19 protein-coding genes are annotated in these 19,939 nt (G+C 72.6%); 4 read left to right on the forward strand and 15 right to left on the reverse strand.

All coding sequences use genetic code 11. The annotated features are described in order from the left end of the window. Positions 1-267 precede the first annotated feature (267 nt). Positions 268-1,914 carry a hypothetical protein gene (locus FHU28_RS32865; protein WP_260413110.1) on the reverse strand — a complete coding sequence of 549 codons (1,647 nt, stop codon included), beginning with the start codon at positions 1,912-1,914 and terminating at the stop codon, positions 268-270. Continuing rightward, positions 1,911-2,441, reverse strand: coding sequence for a SigE family RNA polymerase sigma factor (locus tag FHU28_RS26470; protein WP_184687117.1), 531 nt, complete (start codon positions 2,439-2,441; stop codon positions 1,911-1,913). The genes FHU28_RS32865 and FHU28_RS26470 overlap by 4 nt, the downstream gene beginning before the upstream one ends. Before the next feature lie 122 nt (positions 2,442-2,563). Here FHU28_RS26470 and FHU28_RS26475 point away from each other — a divergent pair, with 122 nt between their 5' ends. After that, positions 2,564-3,325: a sulfite exporter TauE/SafE family protein gene (locus FHU28_RS26475; protein ID WP_184687120.1), complete on the forward strand. Its 762-nt coding sequence runs from the start codon at positions 2,564-2,566 to the stop codon at positions 3,323-3,325. 19 nt (positions 3,326-3,344) lie between these two features. Here the strand turns inward: FHU28_RS26475 and FHU28_RS26480 are convergent, their stop codons facing one another. After that, positions 3,345-4,568, reverse strand: coding sequence for an MFS transporter (locus tag FHU28_RS26480; RefSeq protein ID WP_184687122.1), 1,224 nt, complete (start codon positions 4,566-4,568; stop codon positions 3,345-3,347). Between the two features lie 56 nt (positions 4,569-4,624). Between FHU28_RS26480 and FHU28_RS26485 the strand changes: the two genes are divergently transcribed. Next, positions 4,625-5,092, forward strand: coding sequence for a MarR family winged helix-turn-helix transcriptional regulator (locus tag FHU28_RS26485; protein WP_116511573.1), 468 nt, complete (start codon positions 4,625-4,627; stop codon positions 5,090-5,092). A 55-nt stretch (positions 5,093-5,147) separates the two neighbouring features. On the opposite strand, the gene mctP is transcribed toward FHU28_RS26485, so the two are convergent. From mctP to FHU28_RS26520, 7 genes are all read right to left on the reverse strand, one after another. Continuing rightward, positions 5,148-6,800, reverse strand: coding sequence for a monocarboxylate uptake permease MctP (gene mctP, locus FHU28_RS26490; protein ID WP_184687124.1), 1,653 nt, complete (start codon positions 6,798-6,800; stop codon positions 5,148-5,150). Next, positions 6,800-7,042: a DUF3311 domain-containing protein gene (locus FHU28_RS26495; protein ID WP_073831908.1), complete on the reverse strand. Its 243-nt coding sequence runs from the start codon at positions 7,040-7,042 to the stop codon at positions 6,800-6,802. The genes mctP and FHU28_RS26495 overlap by 1 nt, the downstream gene beginning before the upstream one ends. Positions 7,043-7,168: 126 nt before the next feature. Then, entirely contained in the window at positions 7,169-8,320 is a 1,152-nt protein-coding gene (locus FHU28_RS26500; protein WP_184687128.1) for a bifunctional RNase H/acid phosphatase, read from the reverse strand. Positions 8,321-8,325: 5 nt separating this feature from the next. Further along, positions 8,326-9,063 (reverse strand): zinc ribbon domain-containing protein, encoded by a 738-nt coding sequence (locus tag FHU28_RS26505; RefSeq protein WP_184687129.1) that lies wholly within the window; start codon positions 9,061-9,063, stop codon positions 8,326-8,328. Next, entirely contained in the window at positions 9,053-9,889 is an 837-nt protein-coding gene (locus tag FHU28_RS26510; protein WP_184689945.1) for a Nif3-like dinuclear metal center hexameric protein, read from the reverse strand. The genes FHU28_RS26505 and FHU28_RS26510 overlap by 11 nt, the downstream gene beginning before the upstream one ends. A gap of 110 nt (positions 9,890-9,999) precedes the next feature. Beyond that, positions 10,000-10,581, reverse strand: a complete 582-nt coding sequence (locus FHU28_RS26515; protein ID WP_184687130.1) for a flavoprotein — start codon at positions 10,579-10,581, stop codon at positions 10,000-10,002. Beyond that, entirely contained in the window at positions 10,578-11,807 is a 1,230-nt protein-coding gene (locus FHU28_RS26520) for a helix-turn-helix domain-containing protein (RefSeq protein WP_184687131.1), read from the reverse strand. Before FHU28_RS26520 ends, FHU28_RS26515 begins: the two co-directional genes overlap by 4 nt. A 216-nt stretch (positions 11,808-12,023) precedes the next feature. Between FHU28_RS26520 and FHU28_RS26525 the strand changes: the two genes are divergently transcribed. Next, positions 12,024-12,695 (forward strand): bifunctional DNA primase/polymerase, encoded by a 672-nt coding sequence (locus tag FHU28_RS26525; protein ID WP_184687132.1) that lies wholly within the window; start codon positions 12,024-12,026, stop codon positions 12,693-12,695. Positions 12,696-12,976: 281 nt separating this feature from the next. On the opposite strand, the gene FHU28_RS26530 is transcribed toward FHU28_RS26525, so the two are convergent. From FHU28_RS26530 to FHU28_RS26550, 5 genes are read right to left on the reverse strand one after another with little or no spacing between them, the layout of a single operon-like run. Continuing rightward, entirely contained in the window at positions 12,977-13,714 is a 738-nt protein-coding gene (locus FHU28_RS26530) for an FAD:protein FMN transferase (RefSeq protein WP_184689947.1), read from the reverse strand. Between the two features lie 38 nt (positions 13,715-13,752). Beyond that, a complete protein-coding gene (locus tag FHU28_RS26535) occupies positions 13,753-14,349 on the reverse strand; it encodes an FMN-binding protein (RefSeq protein ID WP_184687138.1) in 597 nt (198 codons plus the stop codon). Positions 14,350-14,360: 11 nt separating this feature from the next. Further along, positions 14,361-15,776 carry a ferredoxin reductase family protein gene (locus tag FHU28_RS26540; RefSeq protein WP_184687149.1) on the reverse strand — a complete coding sequence of 472 codons (1,416 nt, stop codon included), beginning with the start codon at positions 15,774-15,776 and terminating at the stop codon, positions 14,361-14,363. Further along, positions 15,773-17,146: a DUF1501 domain-containing protein gene (locus tag FHU28_RS26545; RefSeq protein WP_260413656.1), complete on the reverse strand. Its 1,374-nt coding sequence runs from the start codon at positions 17,144-17,146 to the stop codon at positions 15,773-15,775. Before FHU28_RS26545 ends, FHU28_RS26540 begins: the two co-directional genes overlap by 4 nt. Before the next feature lie 14 nt (positions 17,147-17,160). Next, positions 17,161-19,227: a DUF1800 domain-containing protein gene (locus tag FHU28_RS26550; RefSeq protein WP_184687153.1), complete on the reverse strand. Its 2,067-nt coding sequence runs from the start codon at positions 19,225-19,227 to the stop codon at positions 17,161-17,163. Between the two features lie 443 nt (positions 19,228-19,670). Between FHU28_RS26550 and FHU28_RS26555 the strand changes: the two genes are divergently transcribed. Beyond that, positions 19,671-19,928 carry a DUF3040 domain-containing protein gene (locus FHU28_RS26555; RefSeq protein ID WP_043329246.1) on the forward strand — a complete coding sequence of 86 codons (258 nt, stop codon included), beginning with the start codon at positions 19,671-19,673 and terminating at the stop codon, positions 19,926-19,928. Positions 19,929-19,939: the final 11 nt, after the last annotated feature.

Here is a 19,939-nt window from a genome sequence, read left to right on the forward strand (position 1 = left end):
CCCCGGCCGGCGATTCCGCCCCGAGGCGCACCGCGGTTCAGCGGGCGTCGGCGCGGACGACCTGCTCCAGCAGCGCAAGCGAGCCTGCCACTGCTCGCGGTGGTCGTCGTTGTCGGCAGTGACGGCGACGACGCGGTCCCGGTCGGGCAGGACACACAGGCGCTGGGGCCGACCCGTTGGGCTCCGTCCGGCCGATCGCGCACCCGCATCCTCCCGTACGACATCCACGCTCGCCATACCGGATCCGGATCAACCGGTACGGGGTTCTCATCCCCAGTCGGAGATGAGCGGCTCTTCGAAGAGTTGCGGCCCGGCGGAGCCGTCGCTCACGCCGCGAAGGGCGATGACGACGTTGTCCCGGTCGAGCACCAGTAAGGTGAAGGGCCCCGCCCCGGGCGGCGAGGTGAGGATCGCGGAGCCGTTCGCCAGCGGTGCCACCGTCGAGGCGCCGTCCGGCCCGATCAGTTTGACCCGTACCGCGTCCGCGGCTTGCGACACCACCAGCAGGCGATCGGTGAGGACTGCCTGTCCGTCGGACCAGGCGGGCACCCGTACAGCGGTCAGGTCATTGGAGCCGCCGACAGCGGTCGCGGCCAGCGCCCAGCCGGCGCGGCTGGCGCCGCGGGTGCCGGTGTCGTCCGGGCGGGCGTTCGCGGCTGACGCCGTGGCCAGGAGCGTGTCATGGCTGGCGCCCACGTGCAGGACGACCGGGCCGACGCCGGAGGCCGAGCCGGAGATCGAGGCCGGTCGGCCGTCGCCGGGAAGCCGGCCGGACCAGCGACGGACCGGGGCCGGGCTGGTCGGCAGCCCGGCCGCCGCGGCGAGCAGGAGATGATCGCGTATGGCTGCCTGCCCCGTCCGCCGGACCTCGTCGCTGTCCGGTGCTTCGGTGGCCGTCCCGTCGGGCAGGGGCAGCTTGCTGCTGAGTTCCCCGTCGCGCAGGGCGACAGGGCCCTGCTCCCGGATGGTCCCGTCGCACTCGACCCGCCACCAGCCGCGCGGGTGCTCCTCGTTGAGCAGGACATAACCAGGCGTGAGGGCGGGTTGCCAGCCTCGCCGGATCCGGCCGGTCTCGCCGACCGGCTGCCGGTCTCGGGCCTCGTGAGCGACGGTCGCGGTGGGGGCGGTGGAGACCGCGCAGCCGGCCGGGGCGAGGCCGAGGTGCCAGCGGACGCCGTCGAGGCTGTCGTCGAGCACGGTGAACGGTGCCACCGGCAAGTTCACCAAGCCGCCCGCACGGACCAGTTCCAACGGTCTCGAGCCGATCGGGGCGGTCTTCGCGACCAGACCGGCAGCGCGGTCGGAGCGATAGGCGACCACCACGACGCGTACCCCGGTGGAGTCGTCGGCGAAGAGGATCCTCACGGTCGGCAGCGACGCGCTCATCCCGGCTTCGTCGCGATCGGCGTCGAAGACCCGGGTCAGCTCGCCGACCAGGGACCGGTCACCGGCGAGGCTGCCCCGAGTCGGCGAGTCGAGCAGCCGTCGGGCCCAATCGTTGGTGATCGCATATCCGGTGCCGCCTTCGGGGTCGCGGAACCAGGTGCGGAGGTCTCCGACGCCGATCGCCGGCCCGGCCACGGCGGCGGCGAGCAGAGCGGCGAGGAACGCGCCGACGCCGGCCCCCCACCGGCTGCGGCGGCGGCGCCGCGCGTGACGCAGCACCGACGTGTACGGGTCGGCGTCCGCCACGACCGTTCCGGCGAGCCGGGCCAGTCCGGCCCGCAACTCCTCCAGGCTCATGCCGTGCCGGCTGGGCATGCCCTCACGGCCGTCGCTTCGCTCGGTGCGTTCGCTCATGCCGTGCCCGCTGGGCATGCCCCCACGGCCCTCGCTTCGCTCGGTGCGTTCGCTCATGCCGTGCCCGCTGGGCATGCCCCCACGGCCCTCGCTTCGCTCGGTGCGTTCGCTCATGCCGTCCCTCCCAGAATTTCGCCGGTCAGCCCGGCCCGCTCCCCGTCCAGCACGACGCGGAGCCGGGCCAGCCCTCGCGCCGCCTGGCTCTTCACAGTGCCCACCGCGCATCCCATGACGGCCGCGACCTCCGCCTCCGGCAGGTCCTCCCAGTAGCGCAGGACCAGCACCGTGCGCATCCGGACCGGCAACCGGTCCAGCGCGGTGAGCAGTTCGTCGCGTACCGCGACGTGCTCGGTGCTGTCCGGACCCGGTCGCTCCGGCACGCTGGAGGTGAGCAGCTCGCGCAGTCTGAGCCGTCGCCACCGGCTGGTGCGTTCGTTGACCATCGCGCGGCGGACGTACGCCATCGGCTCGTCCATCCGGCGCCAGTTCCGCATCACCTTGATCAGCGCTTCGTGCACCAGGTCGGCCGCGGCGTCGCGGTCGCCGGTCAGGAGGTACGCGGTACGCGGTACGCGGTACGCGGTACGCAGCAGGTCGGTGTAGCGGACTTCCACGAAGTCGCGGAATCCCGCGTCATCCATCGGCCTGTCCCCCGTCGTGACACTGCACGGCGCGCTCCCCTCGTCCGGCTCCGTCACCGGGAAGAACGCCGGCCGGTGCCGGAAGGTTGAGTTACCGACGGGCCGTACTAGCCTCGGGGACCATGGATTTCTCCGACGCCGCGCTCCTGCTCGCCGCCGGTCTCGCCGCGGGCACTGTGAACGCGGTGGCCGGAGGTGGCTCACTGATCACGTTTCCGGCGATGATCGCGACCGGCCTGCCGCCGGTGGCGGCGAACGTCTCCAACTCGGTGTCGGTCTTTCCCGGGTACGTGGCGAGCGTGGCGGGCAGCCGGGTGGACCTGCCGCGCGGGCGGGAACTGTGGTCGCTGCTGCCCACCGCGGTGCTCGGCACGATCGCCGGGTGCGCGCTGCTGCTGGCGACCCCCGCGCGCGCGTTCGAACTGGTGGTGCCGTTCCTGGTGCTCGGCGCGACCGCCGTACTCGCGTTCCAGGGTCCGCTGCGCCGGCTGGTCGGCCATCCGGAACGGCTGGGCGCGCGCCGCCGTACCGTCACGGTTCAGACCATGGTCGCGCTCGGCACTGTGTACGGAGGCTACTTCGGCGCGGCCCTCGGGGTGATGCTGGTGGCCGGTTTGGCGCTGGTGCTGGACGCGACGCTGGCCCGGGTGTCGGCGGTGAAGAACCTGCTCTCGGCCGTGGTGGGGTTGACCACGCTCATCGTGTTCGCCCTGTTCGGCGCGGTGAACTGGGCGGCGGTTGCGGTGGTCGCGCCGGCCACCCTGTTCGGTGGGTACGCGGGCGCGCGGCTGGCCCGCCGGCTTCCGCAGGTGGTGTTGAAGACGGTGATCGTCGTGTTCGGCACGGTCATCGGGTGCTACCTGCTGTGGCGGGCGCTGACCTGACGCCCCCGGGCCGGGCCGGTCAGTAGGCCTCCCCCACCGGCTCTTCCGGGGCGTGCTCGGCGCGGCGGGCGGCCCGGTTCCAGATCACCCGTTCGCCGTAGCCGGCCGCCATCAGGTGGCCGAACGCCAGGTAGACCAGCACACCGGCGGCGAGCACGCCGAAGCCGACCCAGAACGGCAGCGCGAGGCTGTGCTCGGCCAGCTTGCCGGAGATGATCGGCGCGGGCGCGGCGGCGCCCCAGCGGACCAGGTTGAACGCGCCGGTGGCAACGCGGCGGTCGGCGGAGCCGAGCCCCAACGCCAGGTCGGTCAGGTTGGCGTTGGCGAGGCCCATGAACAGGCCGGCGACGACCAGGACGACGAGCGACATGGCGGTGCCGGTGGAGGTGGCGAACAGGACCATGCAGACCAGCAGGCCGAGCAGCGCGACGCCGACGGTCTGCACCGCGCCGATGCGGTGGGCGAGCCGGTGCCCGATCAGCAGGATGCCGGCGGCGAGGCCGAGGCCCCAGCCGGTGAACGCCAGGCCGAGCGGGATGACGTCGAGGCGCAGGAACAGCGGCGTGTAGCCGAGTACGACGAAGAAGACGAAGTTGTACGCGGCGGTGACCACGCAGAGCGTCACGAACGCGGGCTTGCGGTAGGTGGCGAAGATCTGGCCGAGGCGTACCGGCTGTTGCTTGTGGGCCGGTTCGCGCAGCTTGCGGGCGGCGACGCCGAGCGCGAGCACCATGAACACGCCGCAGACGAAGAACGGCAGCCGCCAGCTCACCTGGCCGAGCAGGCCGCCGATCAGCGGGCCGACGGCGAAGCCGAGGCCGAGGGCGGTCTCGAACAGGCCGACCACCCATTCCCTGTCGTTCGCCAGGCTGACCAGCACCACCATGGCGGTGGCGAAGAACATCGCGTTGCCCAGGCCCCAGACGCCGCGCAGCACGGAGAGCTGCACGATGTCGTTGCTGAACGAGGCGCCGATGGCGGCGAGGCCGACCACGGAGACGCCGGTGACGAGCACCGGCTTGAAGCCGAACCGCCCGCTGGCCAGCGTCGCCGGGATCATGCCGACGGCCATGACCGCGATGTACGCGGTGAAGAGCAACTCGACCTGCCAGGCGGTGACGCCGATCGCCTCACCGATGGCGGGCAGGATCGGGTCGACGACGGCGATGCCGGCGATGGCGAGGAACGCGACGAGCGTGGTGGCGTAGATGGCACTGCGGTTGGGCTCGGATCGGCGATCCACTCCGCAACCTCCCAGATAGCTGTATCATACAGGCATTTTCCTTGTATGATACAGCTATGAGCGGTGACGACCACACCCACGAGGCCACCCTCGGCCGGATCGAAACCGAGGTCGCGTTGCTGATGCGGCTGGGCGAGGCCACCCGCCGGGGCACCGGCACGACGGAGCACCGGCTGCTCGACCGCGCCGCCTACGTGATCCTGCGACACCTGGACGCGGCCGGCCCGCAGAACGTCTCGGCGCTCGCCGCGCGGCTGAGCCTGGACGGCTCCACAGTCACCCGGCAGGTCTCCGCGCTCCAGCGCGACGGCCTGATCTCGCGTACCCCCGACCCGGCCGACGGGCGCGGCACGGTGATCTCCGCGACGGCGGCCGGCCTCCAGCGGATGGCCGCCGTGCGGGCGGCCCGTACCCGGCTGTACGGCGACATCCTCGCCGCCTGGCCCGAGGCGGACCGGGAGACGCTCGCGGACATGTTGCACCGCCTCAACGAGGCGCTCGACGCACGCAACCGCCGCCGCTGAGGTGTTAGGAAGGGCCCCTTGTTATGCAGAATGCGTTAACAAGGGGCCCTTCCTTTCACGCGACCGGTTCCGGGGCGGAGTCGGCGCGATCGGCGGAGGCCGTGACGCGCGGATCGCCCTCGTCGGCGAAGTAGTCGTCCGGCGTGGTGCCGTCGGGGCCGTCGGCCACCTTCGCGGCGCGCAGCACCAGCGTGAGCAGCGCGGCCACCACCAGGTTCACCAGCACCGCCACGACGCCCACGTAGATGGTCTTCGGCGTGTCGAAGCCGAACTTCTCCAGCGGGAACGCCGACCCGGCGAAGTGCTTCTTCCCGGTCGCCGGGTTGCCGATCTGGTAGAGCATCCACATGCCCAGGCCCATGCCGGCCGCCCAGCCGGCGATCAGCGCGCCCCTGTGGAACCAGCGGGTGTAGAGGCCCAGCGCCACCGCCGGCAGCGTCTGGAGGATGATCACGCCGCCGATGAGCTGCAGGTCGATGGAGAACTGCGGGTCGAGGAAGACGATGCAGGCCACCGCGCCGACCTTCACCACCAGCGAAGTGATCTTCGAGACGTTCGCCTCCTGCGCCGGGGTGGCGTCCCGCTTCAGGTACTCCTTGTAGATGTTGCGGGTGAACAGGTTCGCCGCCGCGATCGACATGATCGCCGCGGGCACCAGCGCGCCGATGCCGATGGCGGCGTACGCCACCCCGGCGAACCAGTCCGGGAACTGCTGGTCGAACAGCAGCGGCACGACGGTGTTGCCGTCGGTCGTGCCCTCCTTCGCCCCGGGCAGCGGCTTCACGTTCGCCGCGATGGCCATGTAGCCGAGCAGCGCGATCAGCCCCAGCAGCAGGCTGTACGCGGGCAGCGCGGACATGTTCCGCTTGATCACGTCGCGGTTCCGGCTGGCCAGCACACCGGTGATGCTGTGCGGGTAGAGGAACAGCGCCAGCGCCGAGCCGAACGCCAGCGTCACGTACTGGATCTGGTTGTTCTGGTTGAGCAGGATGCCGTCGCCGGGCGCCGGTGACGCCTGGAACTTCGCGTCGGCGGCGTCGAAGATGGCGCCCCAGCCGCCGAGCTTGTACGGCAGCCAGATCACCGCGACCAGGATCACGATGTAGATCAGCGAGTCCTTGACGAACGCGATCAGCGCCGGGGCGCGCAGCCCGGACTGGTACGTGTACGCGGCCAGGATCGCGAACGCGATGATGATCGGCAGGTGCCGGGCCAGCGCGCTGTCCCCGGTGACGCCCATGGTCTTGAGCACCGCCTCGATGCCGACCAGTTGCAGCGCGATGTACGGCATGGTGGCGACGATGCCGGTGATCGCGACCAGCAGCGCCAGGATCGGCGAACCGAACCGGTTGCGGACGAAGTCGGCGGGCGTGACGAAGCCGTGCCGGTGCGAGACCGACCAGAGCCGGCACAGCACCAGGAACACCAGCGGGTAGATGACGATCGTGTACGGCACCGCGAAGAACCCCGCCGCGCCGGCTCCGAAGATCAGCGCCGGGACCGCCACGAACGTGTACGCGGTGTAGAGGTCACCGCCGACCAGGAACCAGGTGATCCAGCCGCCGAAGCTGCGCCCACCCAGTCCCCACTCGTCCAGGTGGGCCATGTCTCGTGGTCTGCGCCACCGGGCCGCCACGAAGCCCATGGCGCTGACCAGCAGGAACAGCAGCGTGAAGACGATGATCTCGGTGAGGTGGTCCCGCCACATCAGCGGTCACCCCGCTTCTTGGTCATCTGGTAGACCAGCGTGGTGGTGGCGACACCCAGCAGGATCCAGGCCAGTTGCAGCCAGTAAAACCGCGGGAAGCCGAACAGCCGGGGCGAGTCGGCGTTGAACAGCGCCGGGATCAGCGGCACCACGATCGGGATGAAGAGCAACCAGTTCCAGGGACTCTTGTCCTTCGCCCTGGATCGCGCCGTGTCGAGCGCCTCCGGTTCCGGTTCGGACATGTGACACCCTCCGGGCATTCGTAGCGGGCCATGTGACGGCCGGAGGCTACGACCCTGTGACGGGGGTCACGTCCGATCGGGTGATGTCGATGCGCTGAACGGCCGCCGGCATGCGCCGAACGGCCGTCACGCGTCCGTGAGGTGCGAGGTGTCGTTGACCGAGCGGACCGCGACGCCGCCGTCCGGGTACAGGTCCAGCACCGAGATGCCCGCGGTGTCCAGGTAGAGCCGGTGCAGGAACGCGTCGCCGGCCGCGAGCGCATCGCGCAGCACCAGCTTGATCGGCGAGACGTGGGAGACCACCACGACCGTCTCCCCCGGGTACGCCGACCGCAGCCGGTCGACGGCCCGCCCGGTGCGCTCGGCGACTGTCACGAACGACTCGCCCCGCGGCGGAGCGACCCGGGTGGAGGCGAGCCAGGCGTCCAGTTCCGCCGCCCAGCGCTCGCGTACCTCGGCGAACGTGTGCCCCTCCCAGACGCCGAAGTCGCATTCGATCAGGTCGTCGTCGGTGCGTACCGGCGGGTTGCCGACCTGGGCGGCGATCGCCTCGGCGGTGGCCGTGCACCGGGACAGCGGCGAGCTGACCACTGCCGCGACGGACGGGGCCAGCGCGGCCACCCGGGCGGCGCTGGCCCGGGCCTGGGCCCGGCCCCGGTCGGTCAGCGGCACGTCGCCCCGGCCGGAGTAGTGCTTCTGCACGGTGCGCTCGGTCTCGCCGTGCCGCACCAGGATCAGCCGGGTGGCCTCCTCGGTCGGGCGCGGCTCCCAGGAGGCGGGCGTGGTGGCCGGGTCGGTGCCGGTGGCCCGGACGACAGCGGCCTCCCGCGCCGCGGCCTTCCCGGCGCCCGCCGGGGCGGCACCCGAGGCGGCGGCGTCCATGGCCGCGTTGGCGAGGGCGTCGGCGTGCCGGTTGCGCTCCCGGGGCACCCAGGTGAACCGTACGGCGGTGAACCGGCTGACCAGCCCCGCCGCCTGGGCGGCGAGCGGACGCAGCCCGGGGTGCTTGATCTGCCAGCGGCCGCACATCTGCTCGACCACCAGCTTGGAGTCCATCCGCGCCTCGACCTCGGCCGCGCCCAGCTCGGCGGCGGCCTCCAGCCCGGCGATCAGGCCCCGGTACTCGGCCACGTTGTTCGTGGCAGTGCCGATCGACTCCGACCGCTCGGCCAGTACCTCGCCGGTCTCCGGGTCCCGGATCACCGCGCCGTAACCGGCCGGGCCGGGGTTGCCCCGGGAGCCGCCGTCGGCCTCGATGACGACCGCGCGCACCGCCACGGCGGCTACAGTCCCGACTCGTTGGTCCGGACCATGATCCGCCGGCACTCCTCACAACGGACCACGTCGTCCGGGTCGGCCTTGCGGATGCGGGCCAGGTCGGCGCCGGACATCTCCAGCCGGCAGCCGCCGCAGCGGCCACCGGTGAGCAGCGCGGCGCCCATGCCGGTGTCCTCGCGGATCTTGTCGTAGAGGCCGACCAGGTCCGAGGGGAGGTCACCGGCGAGCGGCTGGCGGGCGGTGCGCTTGAAATCCTCCTCCTTGGCGATCTCGGCCAGGGTCTCGTCGCGGCGCTGCTCGGTCGCGGCGCGGCGGTCCCGGGCCTCGACGAGCCAGCTCTCGATGCCGTCGAGCACGCCCTGCGCGGTCTCCCGCTGCTCCATCAGCTCCAGCTCGGCGTCCTCCAGGTCGCTCTGCCGGCGGTTCAGCGAGACCAGCTCGTGCTGGAGCGCCTCCAGCTCGCGGGCCGGGCCGCTGCCCGAGGCCAGCCGCGCCTCGTCCTTGCTCTTGCGCGCCCGTACCTGGTCGACGTCCTTCTCGATCCGGGCGATGTCCCGGTCCAGGTCGTCGACCGCAACCTGGGCGCGGACCCGCTCGTCCTCCAGCGCGGACAGCTCACGCGCCAGGGCCTCCAGCTCGGCCCGTTCCGGCAGGCTGCGGCGGCGGTGCGCGAGCTGCGCCAGCGCGGTGTCGATCGCCTGGAGGTCGAGCAGGCGGCGCTGCACCTTCGGGTCAGCCTTCACGTCGGGGCTCCTTGTCGTCCGGCCGGGGCGCGGCGGCGTGCACGGTCCACGGGTCGGTGTCCAGGTCGGACACCACGGTCTCGACGCCCAGCTCGCCGGCCAGGTGGGCGGCCAGGTCGTCCAGCCAGGGTCGCTCCGTCGCCCAGTGGGCGGCGTCCAGCAGCGCCGGGCCGCCCGCGGCGAGGTGTTCCCCGGCCGGGTGGTGACGCAGGTCCGCGGTGAGGAACGCGTCCACCCCGGCCGCGGTCGCCTCGGCGAGGAAACCGTCCCCCGAGCCGCCGCTGACGGCGAGGGTACGAACCATACGCCCGGGATCCCCGGCGGCGCGAACGCCCCAGGCGGTGACCGGGAGCACGGCGGCGGCCAGCCGGGTCAGCTCGGCCAGCGTCATCGGCTCGGGCAGCTCGCCGATGCGGCCGATGCCCCGGCCGGGGCCGTCGGCGGGCGAGCCGGGGCGGGGCGGGTGCAGCGGGCGCAGTCCGGTCAGCCCGAACCGGGCGGCGAGCGCGTCGGACACGCCGGGATCGGCCACGTCGGCGTTTGTGTGCGCGACGTACAGCGCGACGTCCGCCTTGATCAACCGGTGCACGATCCGGCCCTTGTACGTGGTGGCGGCCACCGAGGAGACGCCGCGCAGCAGCAGCGGGTGGTGCGCGACGATCATGTCCGCGCCGGCTTCGAGGGCCTCGTCCACGGTCTCCGGGACCACGTCCACCACGCAGGCGATCCGGCGTACCGGGTGGTCGGGCTCGCCCACCACCAGGCCGACCCGGTCCCATTCCTCGGCCCAGGCGGGCGGATAACGGCGGTCCAGGGCGGCCACCACGTCGGCGACGGTTGTGCTCACGGGCGGCCAGCTTACCGGCGTCCGGGCCGGTACACGCCGACCGCCGTCGGGCGTGGCTCCCGGGCGCGCCGGGAGCCACGCTCACACCGTCAGCCGACCGGGGCTACCGGCCGGTCCGCGCCGCGCAGGGCGGCCAGGCCGGCGTCCCAGGGGAAGGCGTCCGCGCGCCGCTCCCCCATGCCGGGCGGATGCAGGCGTACGACGTGGTCGCCGAAGACCACCCGGACGCCCCACCCGGCCAGCCGGTCGAGGCTGGCCCGGAACGCCGGGTGCCCGGCCATCGCCTCGTTCGTGTACGGGACGGCAGCGATCGGCACCCCCATCCCCTGCGCCTCGACCAGCAGGCCGAGCGCGAGGGTGTCGGTGATGCCGACCGCCCACTTGTTGATCGTGTTGACGGTGGCCGGGCACACCAGCATGGCGTCCGCCGGGGGCAGCACGTCCAGGTCACCCGGGTTCTTGTAGTGCGTACGGACCGGGTGGCCGGTCTGCCGGGCCAGGGCCGCCCGGTCGACGAACTTCGCGCCGTCCGGCGTGGTGACCACGCAGACCGTCCACTCCTCCTGCTGGGCGAGGTCGACCAGCCGGCCGACGTGACGGGCCAGCGGCGAACCGCAGGCGATGACGTAGAGCACCCGCCGGTGCCCGCTCGCGGTCTCCGGACCGCTCATACTCCGACTCCCATGTGCTCAGCCAACTCCGCGATCGGCGGAGGCGGCGCACCACGTGTGCGACGGAGAATCTCAGACATCAATTCGTGCGCTATCGGCCGGCACCGGATCTCGGAGGGTGCGAGCCGGTCACCGCGCAGCAACATGTCCCCGGCGTTGGCGACGTCGCCGATCTGGGAGTAGCCCCGGGCCAGGTCGAGCAGGTGGTGCGCGCGGCGTTCCGGCAGCAGCGCGTTGAACGCGGGCTCGGACAGCCGCAGGTGCGTCTCCACCGCCCGGCCGCCGTCGCCCAGTTCGACGGCGGCGGCGGCCCGGTGCAGCTCCAGGTTGGTCGGCCCGAAGGAGGTCCAGTAGTAGTTGTGGTCGCCGCCGAGCATCGTCGCGGCCTCGGCCGCGCCGGCGAGCAGGTCGTCCACTGTCGCCGAGTCGCCGATCCGGGCGGCGGCCATCGCGCCCTGCAGCAGCAGCATGCCGTAGACGGAGAGACGTTCCGGTCGGACGTCGTTGTCGCCGCCGGGCGCGAGCCGGCCGGCGATGCGCACGTTGAGCTCCAGCGCGGGGCGGGGGCGGCCCATCGCGACCAGCGCGTTGCAGACCCTCGTGGTGGCGATCCCGGCCAGCAGCGGGTCGTCGGCGCGTTGGGCCACCGCCATCGACCGGTCGGCGGCCAGCCAGGCGAGGTCGCACTCGCCGAGCTTGCGCAGCACCGAGGAGGCGATCTGGTAGACCTGCCCGAGCAGGTGGGCGGCCTCGCGTACCTGGTCGCCGGTGGCGTACCCGGCGTCCGCCGCCTGGGCGTCGCGCAGCAGCTTGGGCAGCGCGCGGGTGAGCATGCCGTACCGGCCGTACTGGTAGGTCAGCCAGGCGTGGTTCACGGCCTTGCGCATGTCGGCCAGCGGCGGGGGGCAGGGCGCCGCGTCGAAGTAGGCGCTCATCGAGTCGTACCGCTCCAGGGCGGTGCGGATTTCCTCCACCTCGACCTGGTCGATGCAGTTGAGCGCGTCGGCACGCCGCTCCGGGTCCTTGCCGTGCAGCAGCTGCACGTCGATCTGGAGGATGTCGGCGATCTCGTAGAGGACGGAGAATTTGTCCAGCCGGCGGACGCCACGCTCCACCTTGTCCACCCAGCTCTTGGACTTGCCGAGCCGGTCGGCGAAGACCTGCTGGGACATCTTGCGCCGGCTCCGCCAGTACGCCACCCGCCGGCCTATGGGCAGTTCGTCCATCCCTGCTCCCTCCCCCTCACGGCGCCGGCCGCTCCTCCCACGTCTCCCAGGCTTGCCTGGTCGCACAGGTTGTGCGTCCACCGACCAGCCAGTTCTCGTAGTTTTCGTGCAAGTTGCACCGACCGTTAGTCACCACAACGAGTGTGGGTTACGGCAGTGACGGCTTTCTACGTGTGGCATGTGGACGGTTTGGCGGGACGAGAGGGGATGTCAGACATGTGGAGGAATGTCCGACCGCGCGTCGCTCACCTGTCCCCGCTGGAACGGGTCCGGCTGCGCCGCGTCGCGGTACGGTACGCGCTGCACGGCTGGCCGGTCACCCCTGGCGCCTGCCTGGCCAACAGCCGCTTCGTCTGCGGCCGGGCCGGCTGCCCCACAGTGGGCTGCCACCCCGCGCTTGAGGACTGGGAGCACGCCGCCAGCACCGACGCGGCCCGGGTGGCCACCTGGTGGCGCAGCCGCCCGCACGGCGTCCTGCTCCCCACCGGGCACGCGTTCGACGTGCTCGAGGTCGCCGCCCACCTGGGCCGGCAGGTGCTCGACGCGGTCGCCACCCATCCCGCCGGGTTCGGCGTACGCGGACCGGCGCTGGTCACCCCGACCGGCCGCTGGATGTTCCTGGTCCGCCCCGGCGACCCGCTGCGCCCGGAGCTGGAGCACTGCTTCCACGTGGTACGCCACGGACCCGGCTCGTGGATCCCCGCTCCGCCGACCCGGCTGCCGGAGGGGACGGTGCGCTGGGCGGTCGCCCCGGAGCAGGCCCGCTGGCAGCTGCCCGACTCCTACCTGGTGCAGAACGCGCTGATCGCCGCGTTACGCGCGGCCGGCGTGACACTCGGCGCGGACCTGTTCCCCGGCCACCTCCCGCTCCCCCGGCGGGGCCACTGACCTCCCCGTCCGCCCCGGACGGGTGCCTGACAGCGACCTCCCCGGCACCGCACTCGTTGTTCCTGCCGAGGGCGCATGCGCGCCAGAGCGGGGGTTTTGACCATGTCCAGGGACGACGCTGCCCGCCACACCGGCGGTACCGAGCCGGCGCGGCCCCGCCGCCGTCTGCACCCGTGGGCCTTCACCCGTCCTCTGGGCGTCCGCCCCGGCCACCCCCGCCCCACCGGCTCCCGTCCCGCCATCCTCCACCGCCCTCTCCGCTGACCCACCCACCCCGGTGATCAGGTGGGGACGGCAGGAAGGGTGGGGAGGGTGCGGGAGTGGTGTTGGTGGGTGTCCTCGGTGACCACGGCGTGCTGCCAGGGGGACGGTAGGCCGTCCAGCCAGATGAGGCCGGGTCCGCCCATGGCCACCGCAGCTGTCGCGTACGCGTCGGCGACGCCCAGGTCCGGGCCCACCACAGTCACCGAGCGCAAGCCCTTCGCCGGGGCGCCCCGGCGCGGGTCCACCACGTGGTGCCCGCGCTCGTACACGCCGGAGGTGGCGACCGCCAGGTCGGTGCCGGTCAGCACCAGACAGGTCGCCGCCGGGTCCCAGGGATGCCGCACCCCGATCCGCCACCGTTCCCCGGCCGCGTCGTGGCCGCGTACGCGCACGTCGCCGCCCGCGTTCACGCAGTGGTTCGGTGCGCCGGCGGCCACCAGCCGGTCCGAGGCGACCTGCGCCGCCCAGCCCTTGACGTAGCCGGACGGGTCGAGCCGCCCGGTCGCGTACACGTCGAAGTAGCCGTCGGTGGCGGTCCACAGGTCGGCGCAGGCCGCCAGCACGGCGCGCAGGTCGGCGGAGGCGTCGGCGGGCCGCAGCTCGCCCCGGTCCACCCGGCACACCTCGCTGTCGTCCCGGTACGTGCTGAACCGCGCGTCGACCTCACGCAGCCAGCCGAACGTGTCCTCGGCCAGCTCGTGCAGGGTCCCCTGGGGCAGGTCGTCGGCCAGGTCGAGGCTGATCGCCGTACCCATGACGTGTGCGACGCGGCGCAGGCCAGGACGAACCGTGGTCACGCCTTGTCCAGCGCGGCCTGCAACGACTGCTTGTACGCGGTGCTGGTGTAGGTGGCCCCGGAGACGGTGCTCAGGCTGGCGCTCTGCCGGGCCACCACCTCACCCGAGGTGCCGCTGTAGCGGGCCTGCACGTCGTCGCTGCGCTGCCCGGACTGCCCACCCAGCGGCAGCCCGATCGCCGTGGCGTCGACGATCCGGCTGCCGCTGAGCGTGATCCGGACGCGGAGCGAGCCGTACTCGTAGGTGACCGACGGCCCGGTCACCGTGCGGGTGGTGACCTTGGGCGCGCTGGTGGTGGTCCGGGGCGCGGCGGGCGTGGTGCGCGTACGGGTGCCGCCCTGGCTGGCCGGGCTGCGGTCGGCGGACGGCTTCGGGGTGGGCTTCGCCGAGGCGCGCGACGACGGCGTGGCGCTGCCGGACGCCGCGGCGGTGGGCGACGGCGGCTCGGGCGCCGCCGAGCCGCCCGGGGTGACCGGCGCCAGCGCGACGGGCACGTCCGGCACGGTCTGCCCGCTGCCCGGCGCGCCCTTGAGCACCACGAGTGCGGTGGTGCCGGCGGCCAGTCCGGTGATCGCGAGGAGCGCGCGACGCATGGGGTGCCTTCCTACAGCTCGAACGCGGTCAGGTGGATCTGCCGGCGGGGCACGCCGGCCGCCCGCAGCGCGGCGACCGCCTCGTCGACCAGGCCGCCGGGGCCGCACAGGTAGACGTCGCGCCGGGTCAGGTCGGGCACCAGGCGGCGCAACCCTTCCGGGTTCATCACCTGGCGGGGGCCGGGGTCGTCGCGGCTGCCGACGACGTACCAGACGGAGGTCTGCCGGGCCTGCGCGAGCCAGTCCAGCTCCTGGTGCAGCAGCACGTCGGCCGGGGTACGGGCGCGGTAGATCAGGGCCGCGCCGGGCGGCAACTCCTCCAGCATGGCCCGCAGCGGGGCGATGCCGCTGCCACCGGCGATGAGCAGGGCCCGTTCCCGGGTACGGTGCGCGGCGGTGAACGTGCCGGAGGGGCCCTGCGCCCAGACCCGGGTGCCGGGCGTCAGATCGCGCAGCTCGGCGGTGTACCCGCCGACGACCTTCACCGTGATCCGCAGCCACCTGTCGTTCGCGGCGGCGGAGACGGAGAACGGGTGCGACTGCCACCAGCAACCGGGGTTGAGGAAGCGCCAGCGGAAGAACTGGCCGCCGAGCAGGTCGATCTGGTTGAGCCGCTGCCCGGTCAGGTAGACCGACACGGTGTCCGGGCTCTCCGCCACCACGTCGGCCACGCGCAGCCGGTGCCGCAGGTTGAACGCCAGCGGCGCGAGCACCCGGCCCCACACCAGCGCGGCCACCACCAGCACGTACCCGGCGATCCAGCCGGTACGCACCAGGCCCGGCTCGTGCAGCTGCGCGCCGTTGCTGAACTGGTGCGCGTACCCGAGCAGCAGCGTCAGGTAGCCGGCCGCGTGCAGCACGTGCCACAGCTCGTACGGCAGGCGACGGCGCACGGCGCGTACCGCGGTGACCGCGACGGTGACCAGGACGCCGGCCGCGGCGAACGCGGTGATCATGTCCTCGTAGTCGGTCAGCAGCACGCCGACCTCGCCGAACACCGAGTTCTGCTCCTGGCGGGAGTAGCCGACCACCAGCAGCGACATGTGCGTGAGCACCGTCACCAGCAGCGTCGCGCCGAGATCCCGGTGCAGCCGGGAGATCCGCTCGCCGCCGAGCGCGCGTTCCAGCACGCCGAGCCGGCTCATCATCAGAACCTGGACCAGCAGCAGGTAGCCGGCGATCAGGCCGGTGATCCGGCCGCCCGCGGTGAGCAGGTCGGCGGTGTCGGCGAGCGACCCGGCCGGGGTGTCCAGCCACCACGGCAGGACCGCGGCGACCAGACCCAGCCAGAAGAGCGCGGCGAGCGCGCGCCGGCCGCCGGGTCCGCGGCGCGGACGAGCCGGGGGTACGGGAGCAGCCGGACGGCCGCCGTACGGGGCGGAGTGCCCGGTACGACGGCCGGCGGCGCGGGTTTCCTGGTACGTCACGCGTAGATCTTGACCGGGGTGAACTTCTGCCGGGGGAAGACCTTGTCCACTTCGGCGTTGGTCAGGCCGAAGCGGCCCTGCGCGACGGATCCGTAGACGTTGAACATGTTGTTGTACTCCGGCACGTCGCCGCTGTCCAACTTGTCCAGCCCGTTCCAGGTGCCGAGCAGCGAGCTGGTCAGCTTGCGGCCGGACAGCACGGTGACGACGCCGCCGTGGCCGTGGTCGGTGCCGCCGCTGTTCGAGGCGACCCGCCGGCCGAACTCGCTGGACACCATGATCGTCACGTCCGCCGCCTGGTCGCCCAGGTCGGTGAAGAACGCGGCCATCGCCTTGGCCAGCTCGTTGAGCCGCCGCCAGAGCTGGCCGCCCTCGCGGGTGCCCTGGTTCTCGTGGGTGTCGTAGCCGCCCATGCCGACGGTGGCCACACGCACGTTCGCGCCGCCCTTGATGAGCTGGGCGAGCTGCTTGAACGCGTTGCCGACGCCCTGGTACTGGACGCCCTCCGCGGCGGCGTACGGCTTCGCGGCGAGCTTCTGCGCGGTGGCCAGCGCGCCCATGCCCTCCTGCACCGCCTCCTCGACCGGGTGGTTGATGCCGGTGAACAGGCCGCGGATCGCCTTCTCGGTGGCCGCGCGGTACTTGTCGGCACCGTTGAGCCGCAGGTCGCCGACGCTGTTGAGGGAGATCGCGCCGTTCACGCCGACGAGCGAGCGGGGCAGCGTGCTGCCGATGCCGACGCTGCGGAACGCGGTGCCCTTGCCGAGCGCGTCGACCAGGCTGTCCAGCCAGCCCCGGCCGCCGGTCTCGCCGGGCAGGCCGCCCAGGTTGCAGGCGTCGGCGGCCTGGAAGTGGCTGCGGGACAGCCGCGGGTCGGACACGGCCGGCACGAAGCCGAGCTGACCGGCCTTGAGCCACTTGTCCAGCGGCGCGAACGCGCTGGTCAGCTTGAACCCGCGGGCCAGCGCCAGCGAGTCCTCGGCGAGCAGCAGGTCGGGGCGGGCCTTGGCGAGCACCGGGTCGCTCGCCGGGGCGACCAGGCTCAGCCCGTCCAGCCCGCCGTAGAGGAAGACGTGGATCAGCGTGCCGGTCTTCGTCGCCGCGAACGACGCCGACGTGGTGACGAACTGGGCGGTGGCCAGCGCGGTCGCGGTGGCCGCGGCGCCCGCGACGAAGGTACGCCGGGTGACGCCCCGGCCGTCCTGCTGGGCCTCCTCGATCTCCTCCAGCCGGCGGTACCGGTCGGCCTCGGCCGCGTTCTCGGCCGCGACGATGTCCGCCTCCGCGCGCAGCAGCGCCTCGGCCGGGTTGTCGGCCAGCCGCCGCAGGTCGGGGCATTCGGGGTGCAGGGGGTACGGGTTCACGGTCATCTCCATCGAATGCCTCACCGGAGGTGGTGCTGGGGGGACGCGAGGATCGTCCGCGCGACCGCGGCGATGGCCCCGTTGAAGGTGGCGTCGACCTTGGCGCTCTCGGCGACCCCGGCCACGGCGAGCACGAGCTTCTTCTCCTTGGCGCTGAGCTTCTGGTGCACCAGCCGCTGGGCCAGCGCGTCCACGTACGCCCCGGCGGTGGCCGGCGGCTTCGCCACCAGCTTCTCCGGCTTGACGAAGGTGAACTGCTTGCGGTAGCCGGCGATCAGGTCACCCGCCTCGTTCCAGCCGTCGATCATCGTGCCGGCCGAGGTCCAGGCCAGGTAGACGTCGGCGTAGCCGTCCGGGGTGGGCTTGCCCATCGGGTACTGGCCGAGTTCCCGCATCTTGTCCTGGATCTGCCGCAGGCCCTGCGCGAACGGGGTCCGCCGCTGGTCGCCGGAGTAGCCGGGGGCCGCTTCCGGCGAGACGCCGAGCGCCCGGTACGTGGCGACCAGGTACTCCATCGGGCGGCGTACCTTCTGGCCGACCGCGGCCCAGAACTCCGAGGAGCTGAACAGCGTCGCCAGCACCGGGCGGATCTGCCCCTTGTTCGTGGTGTACGCCTTGGCGAGCCGGTCCACCACGGACTTCGGCGGAGTGTCGGAGACGAACCGGGTGGCGAGGTTCTGCGCCACGTACCGGGCGGTCGACGGGTGCATCGCGATGTAGCGGATGTACGAGTCGATGACCTTGTCGGCGGCCACCGGATCGTCGGAGTTGTTGGCGTGGCTGAACCCGAGGATCTTCACCTTGCCGAGGTAGTGCCGCTCGGCGAAGAACTTGTACTTGCCGTCGGCGACGCCGCGTCCGGTCTGGAGCAGCGCGGCCTGGCGTACGTCCTTCTCGGTGTAGCCGCCGTCGACACCGACGGAGTACAGCTCCAGGTTCTCCCGGGCCAGGTTCTCGTTGACCGCGTCCTTGCGCGAGTCGACCTGGTTCAGGTAGAGCAGCAGCGCCGGGTGCTTGTTCGCGGCGACGAGCATGTCCGGGTAGCTGCCGAGCGCGTGCTTGCGGATGACGTCCCGGTCGAACGCGTTGCGGTAGTTCTCCCCGCCGTCGAAGTCGGCCGCGACGTGCAGGAAGTCGTTCCAGAAGTCGACCATCACCTCGAACAGCTGGCGGTCCGACCAGACCTGCCGGGCGATGGTGGCGTCCACCGTCTCCCGGGCCGGGGCGACGCCCTTCTCGTTGAGCTGCTCGCGCTGGTCGCGAAGCTGGGTCGGGCTGAGCTTGAGCGAGGTCAGCTCGGCCAGCTTCAGCTCCGCCTTCGTCGGGGCGATCTTCTCCGGTTCGAGCTGCAGGCGCAGCCAGTCGTCGATGCCGAGCCGCTTGATGTCGGCGAGCACCTTCGGGGTGGCGCCGAACGTGGTGCGGGTGGCGAGGTGCCGGATCGCGTCCTTGGCGAGCACCGTCTTCACAGTCACCTTGGTCGCCTCGGCGGCGGCGGCCGGGCTGCCGTAGAGCCGGCCGCCGGAGGGCGCGTTGCGCTTGAGCGCCTCGCCCGCCCGGGAGCCCATGTAGCTCTCGTTCTGCTCGGTGTAGGTGCGTACCGTGCTGGGCTGCTGGCCGCTGGGCCGCGCGGCGTTGCCGTCGGTGGTCACCGTGCCGGTGGCGTCACCGGCCGGGGCGTCACCGGTGAACAGTCCGCGTACCTGCGGGGACAGCGCGAAGGCCGCGCCACCGGCGACCACCGCGGCGCCGCCGAGGGTGGCCAGCGCCCGGCGGCGGCCCCGGTTCGGGGGCTCGTCGCGGTCGTCGTCCAGGGTGGGCAGTCCCGGGCCGGGCGGCGGGCCGTACCCGCCGGCGGGCTGGGCGTAGCCGCCCTGCTGGGGGAAGCCGCCCTGCGGAGGGTAGCCAGCGGCGGCGGGGGCGAAGCCGTCCGGCCCGACCCACTGCGGGCCCGACGCCGGGGCGGGGTGCCCGCCGGCGTACGGCGCGGCGTGCGGGTCGCGGTACCCGTCCGGATGGGGGTGCTGGTATCCGTCCCAGCCGCGGTCGTCCCGGGGTCGACGCGGTGGCACGTTCAGGTCGGCCATGTACCTATCCCGTTTTCTTCGAGCGCCGGCACGCCTGCCACCCGGGGGTTGGGTGGCGCAGGGGCGGCGACGGTTGCCGGAGAGTTGCTACGGCAAGGTAGCCATGCGTTCCCGGCCACTCAAGGCACGCCGAACGGGCCCGCGAGCGCACTTAAGACAGTGCTCATGCCCGCCGCCGGAGCCGGTCACCGCGGCGGGTGATCCGGCGACGTCCGGAGCAGGGCCGACCCGGGCGGGCACCGCCCGGACGCGAGGTTTCACACGCCGGCGACGCCGCCGGGGGCGTTCACCGCCTCACCGAAACTTAAGGTACGGATAAGCCTGCGCTGAGAACCTCGTTCCGCCTGTCCGATCCGGCGAAACAGCAGCAGCGGCGGTGCGTGACCGGCCTCCGATCCGGGTATGCCGCCGAACCGCTGAAGCCGTGAGGGGAAGGCACCGCCATGCTCAGCCAAGAGGATCAGCGCAGGTTCGAACAGATCACCCGCCGTCTGCGGGAAAGTGACCCTCGGTTCTTCGCCCGGTTGGACAGCCGGATCAAGGGGCGCCGGGGCCGATACATGATGCTGCTGACGATCGTGCTGTGGGCATCGCTGCCGGCGATGACAGTACTGGTCGGACGGCTGGCCGGGGCGATCTGCGCGGTGGTGCTGGTCGCCAACGCCGCCGTGATGTGGCGTTTCCGCCGCCGCTTGCTGTAGGTGTAAGGAAG

This window comes from Micromonospora echinospora (genome assembly GCF_014203425.1).
GTDB lineage: Bacteria > Actinomycetota > Actinomycetes > Mycobacteriales > Micromonosporaceae > Micromonospora > Micromonospora echinospora_A.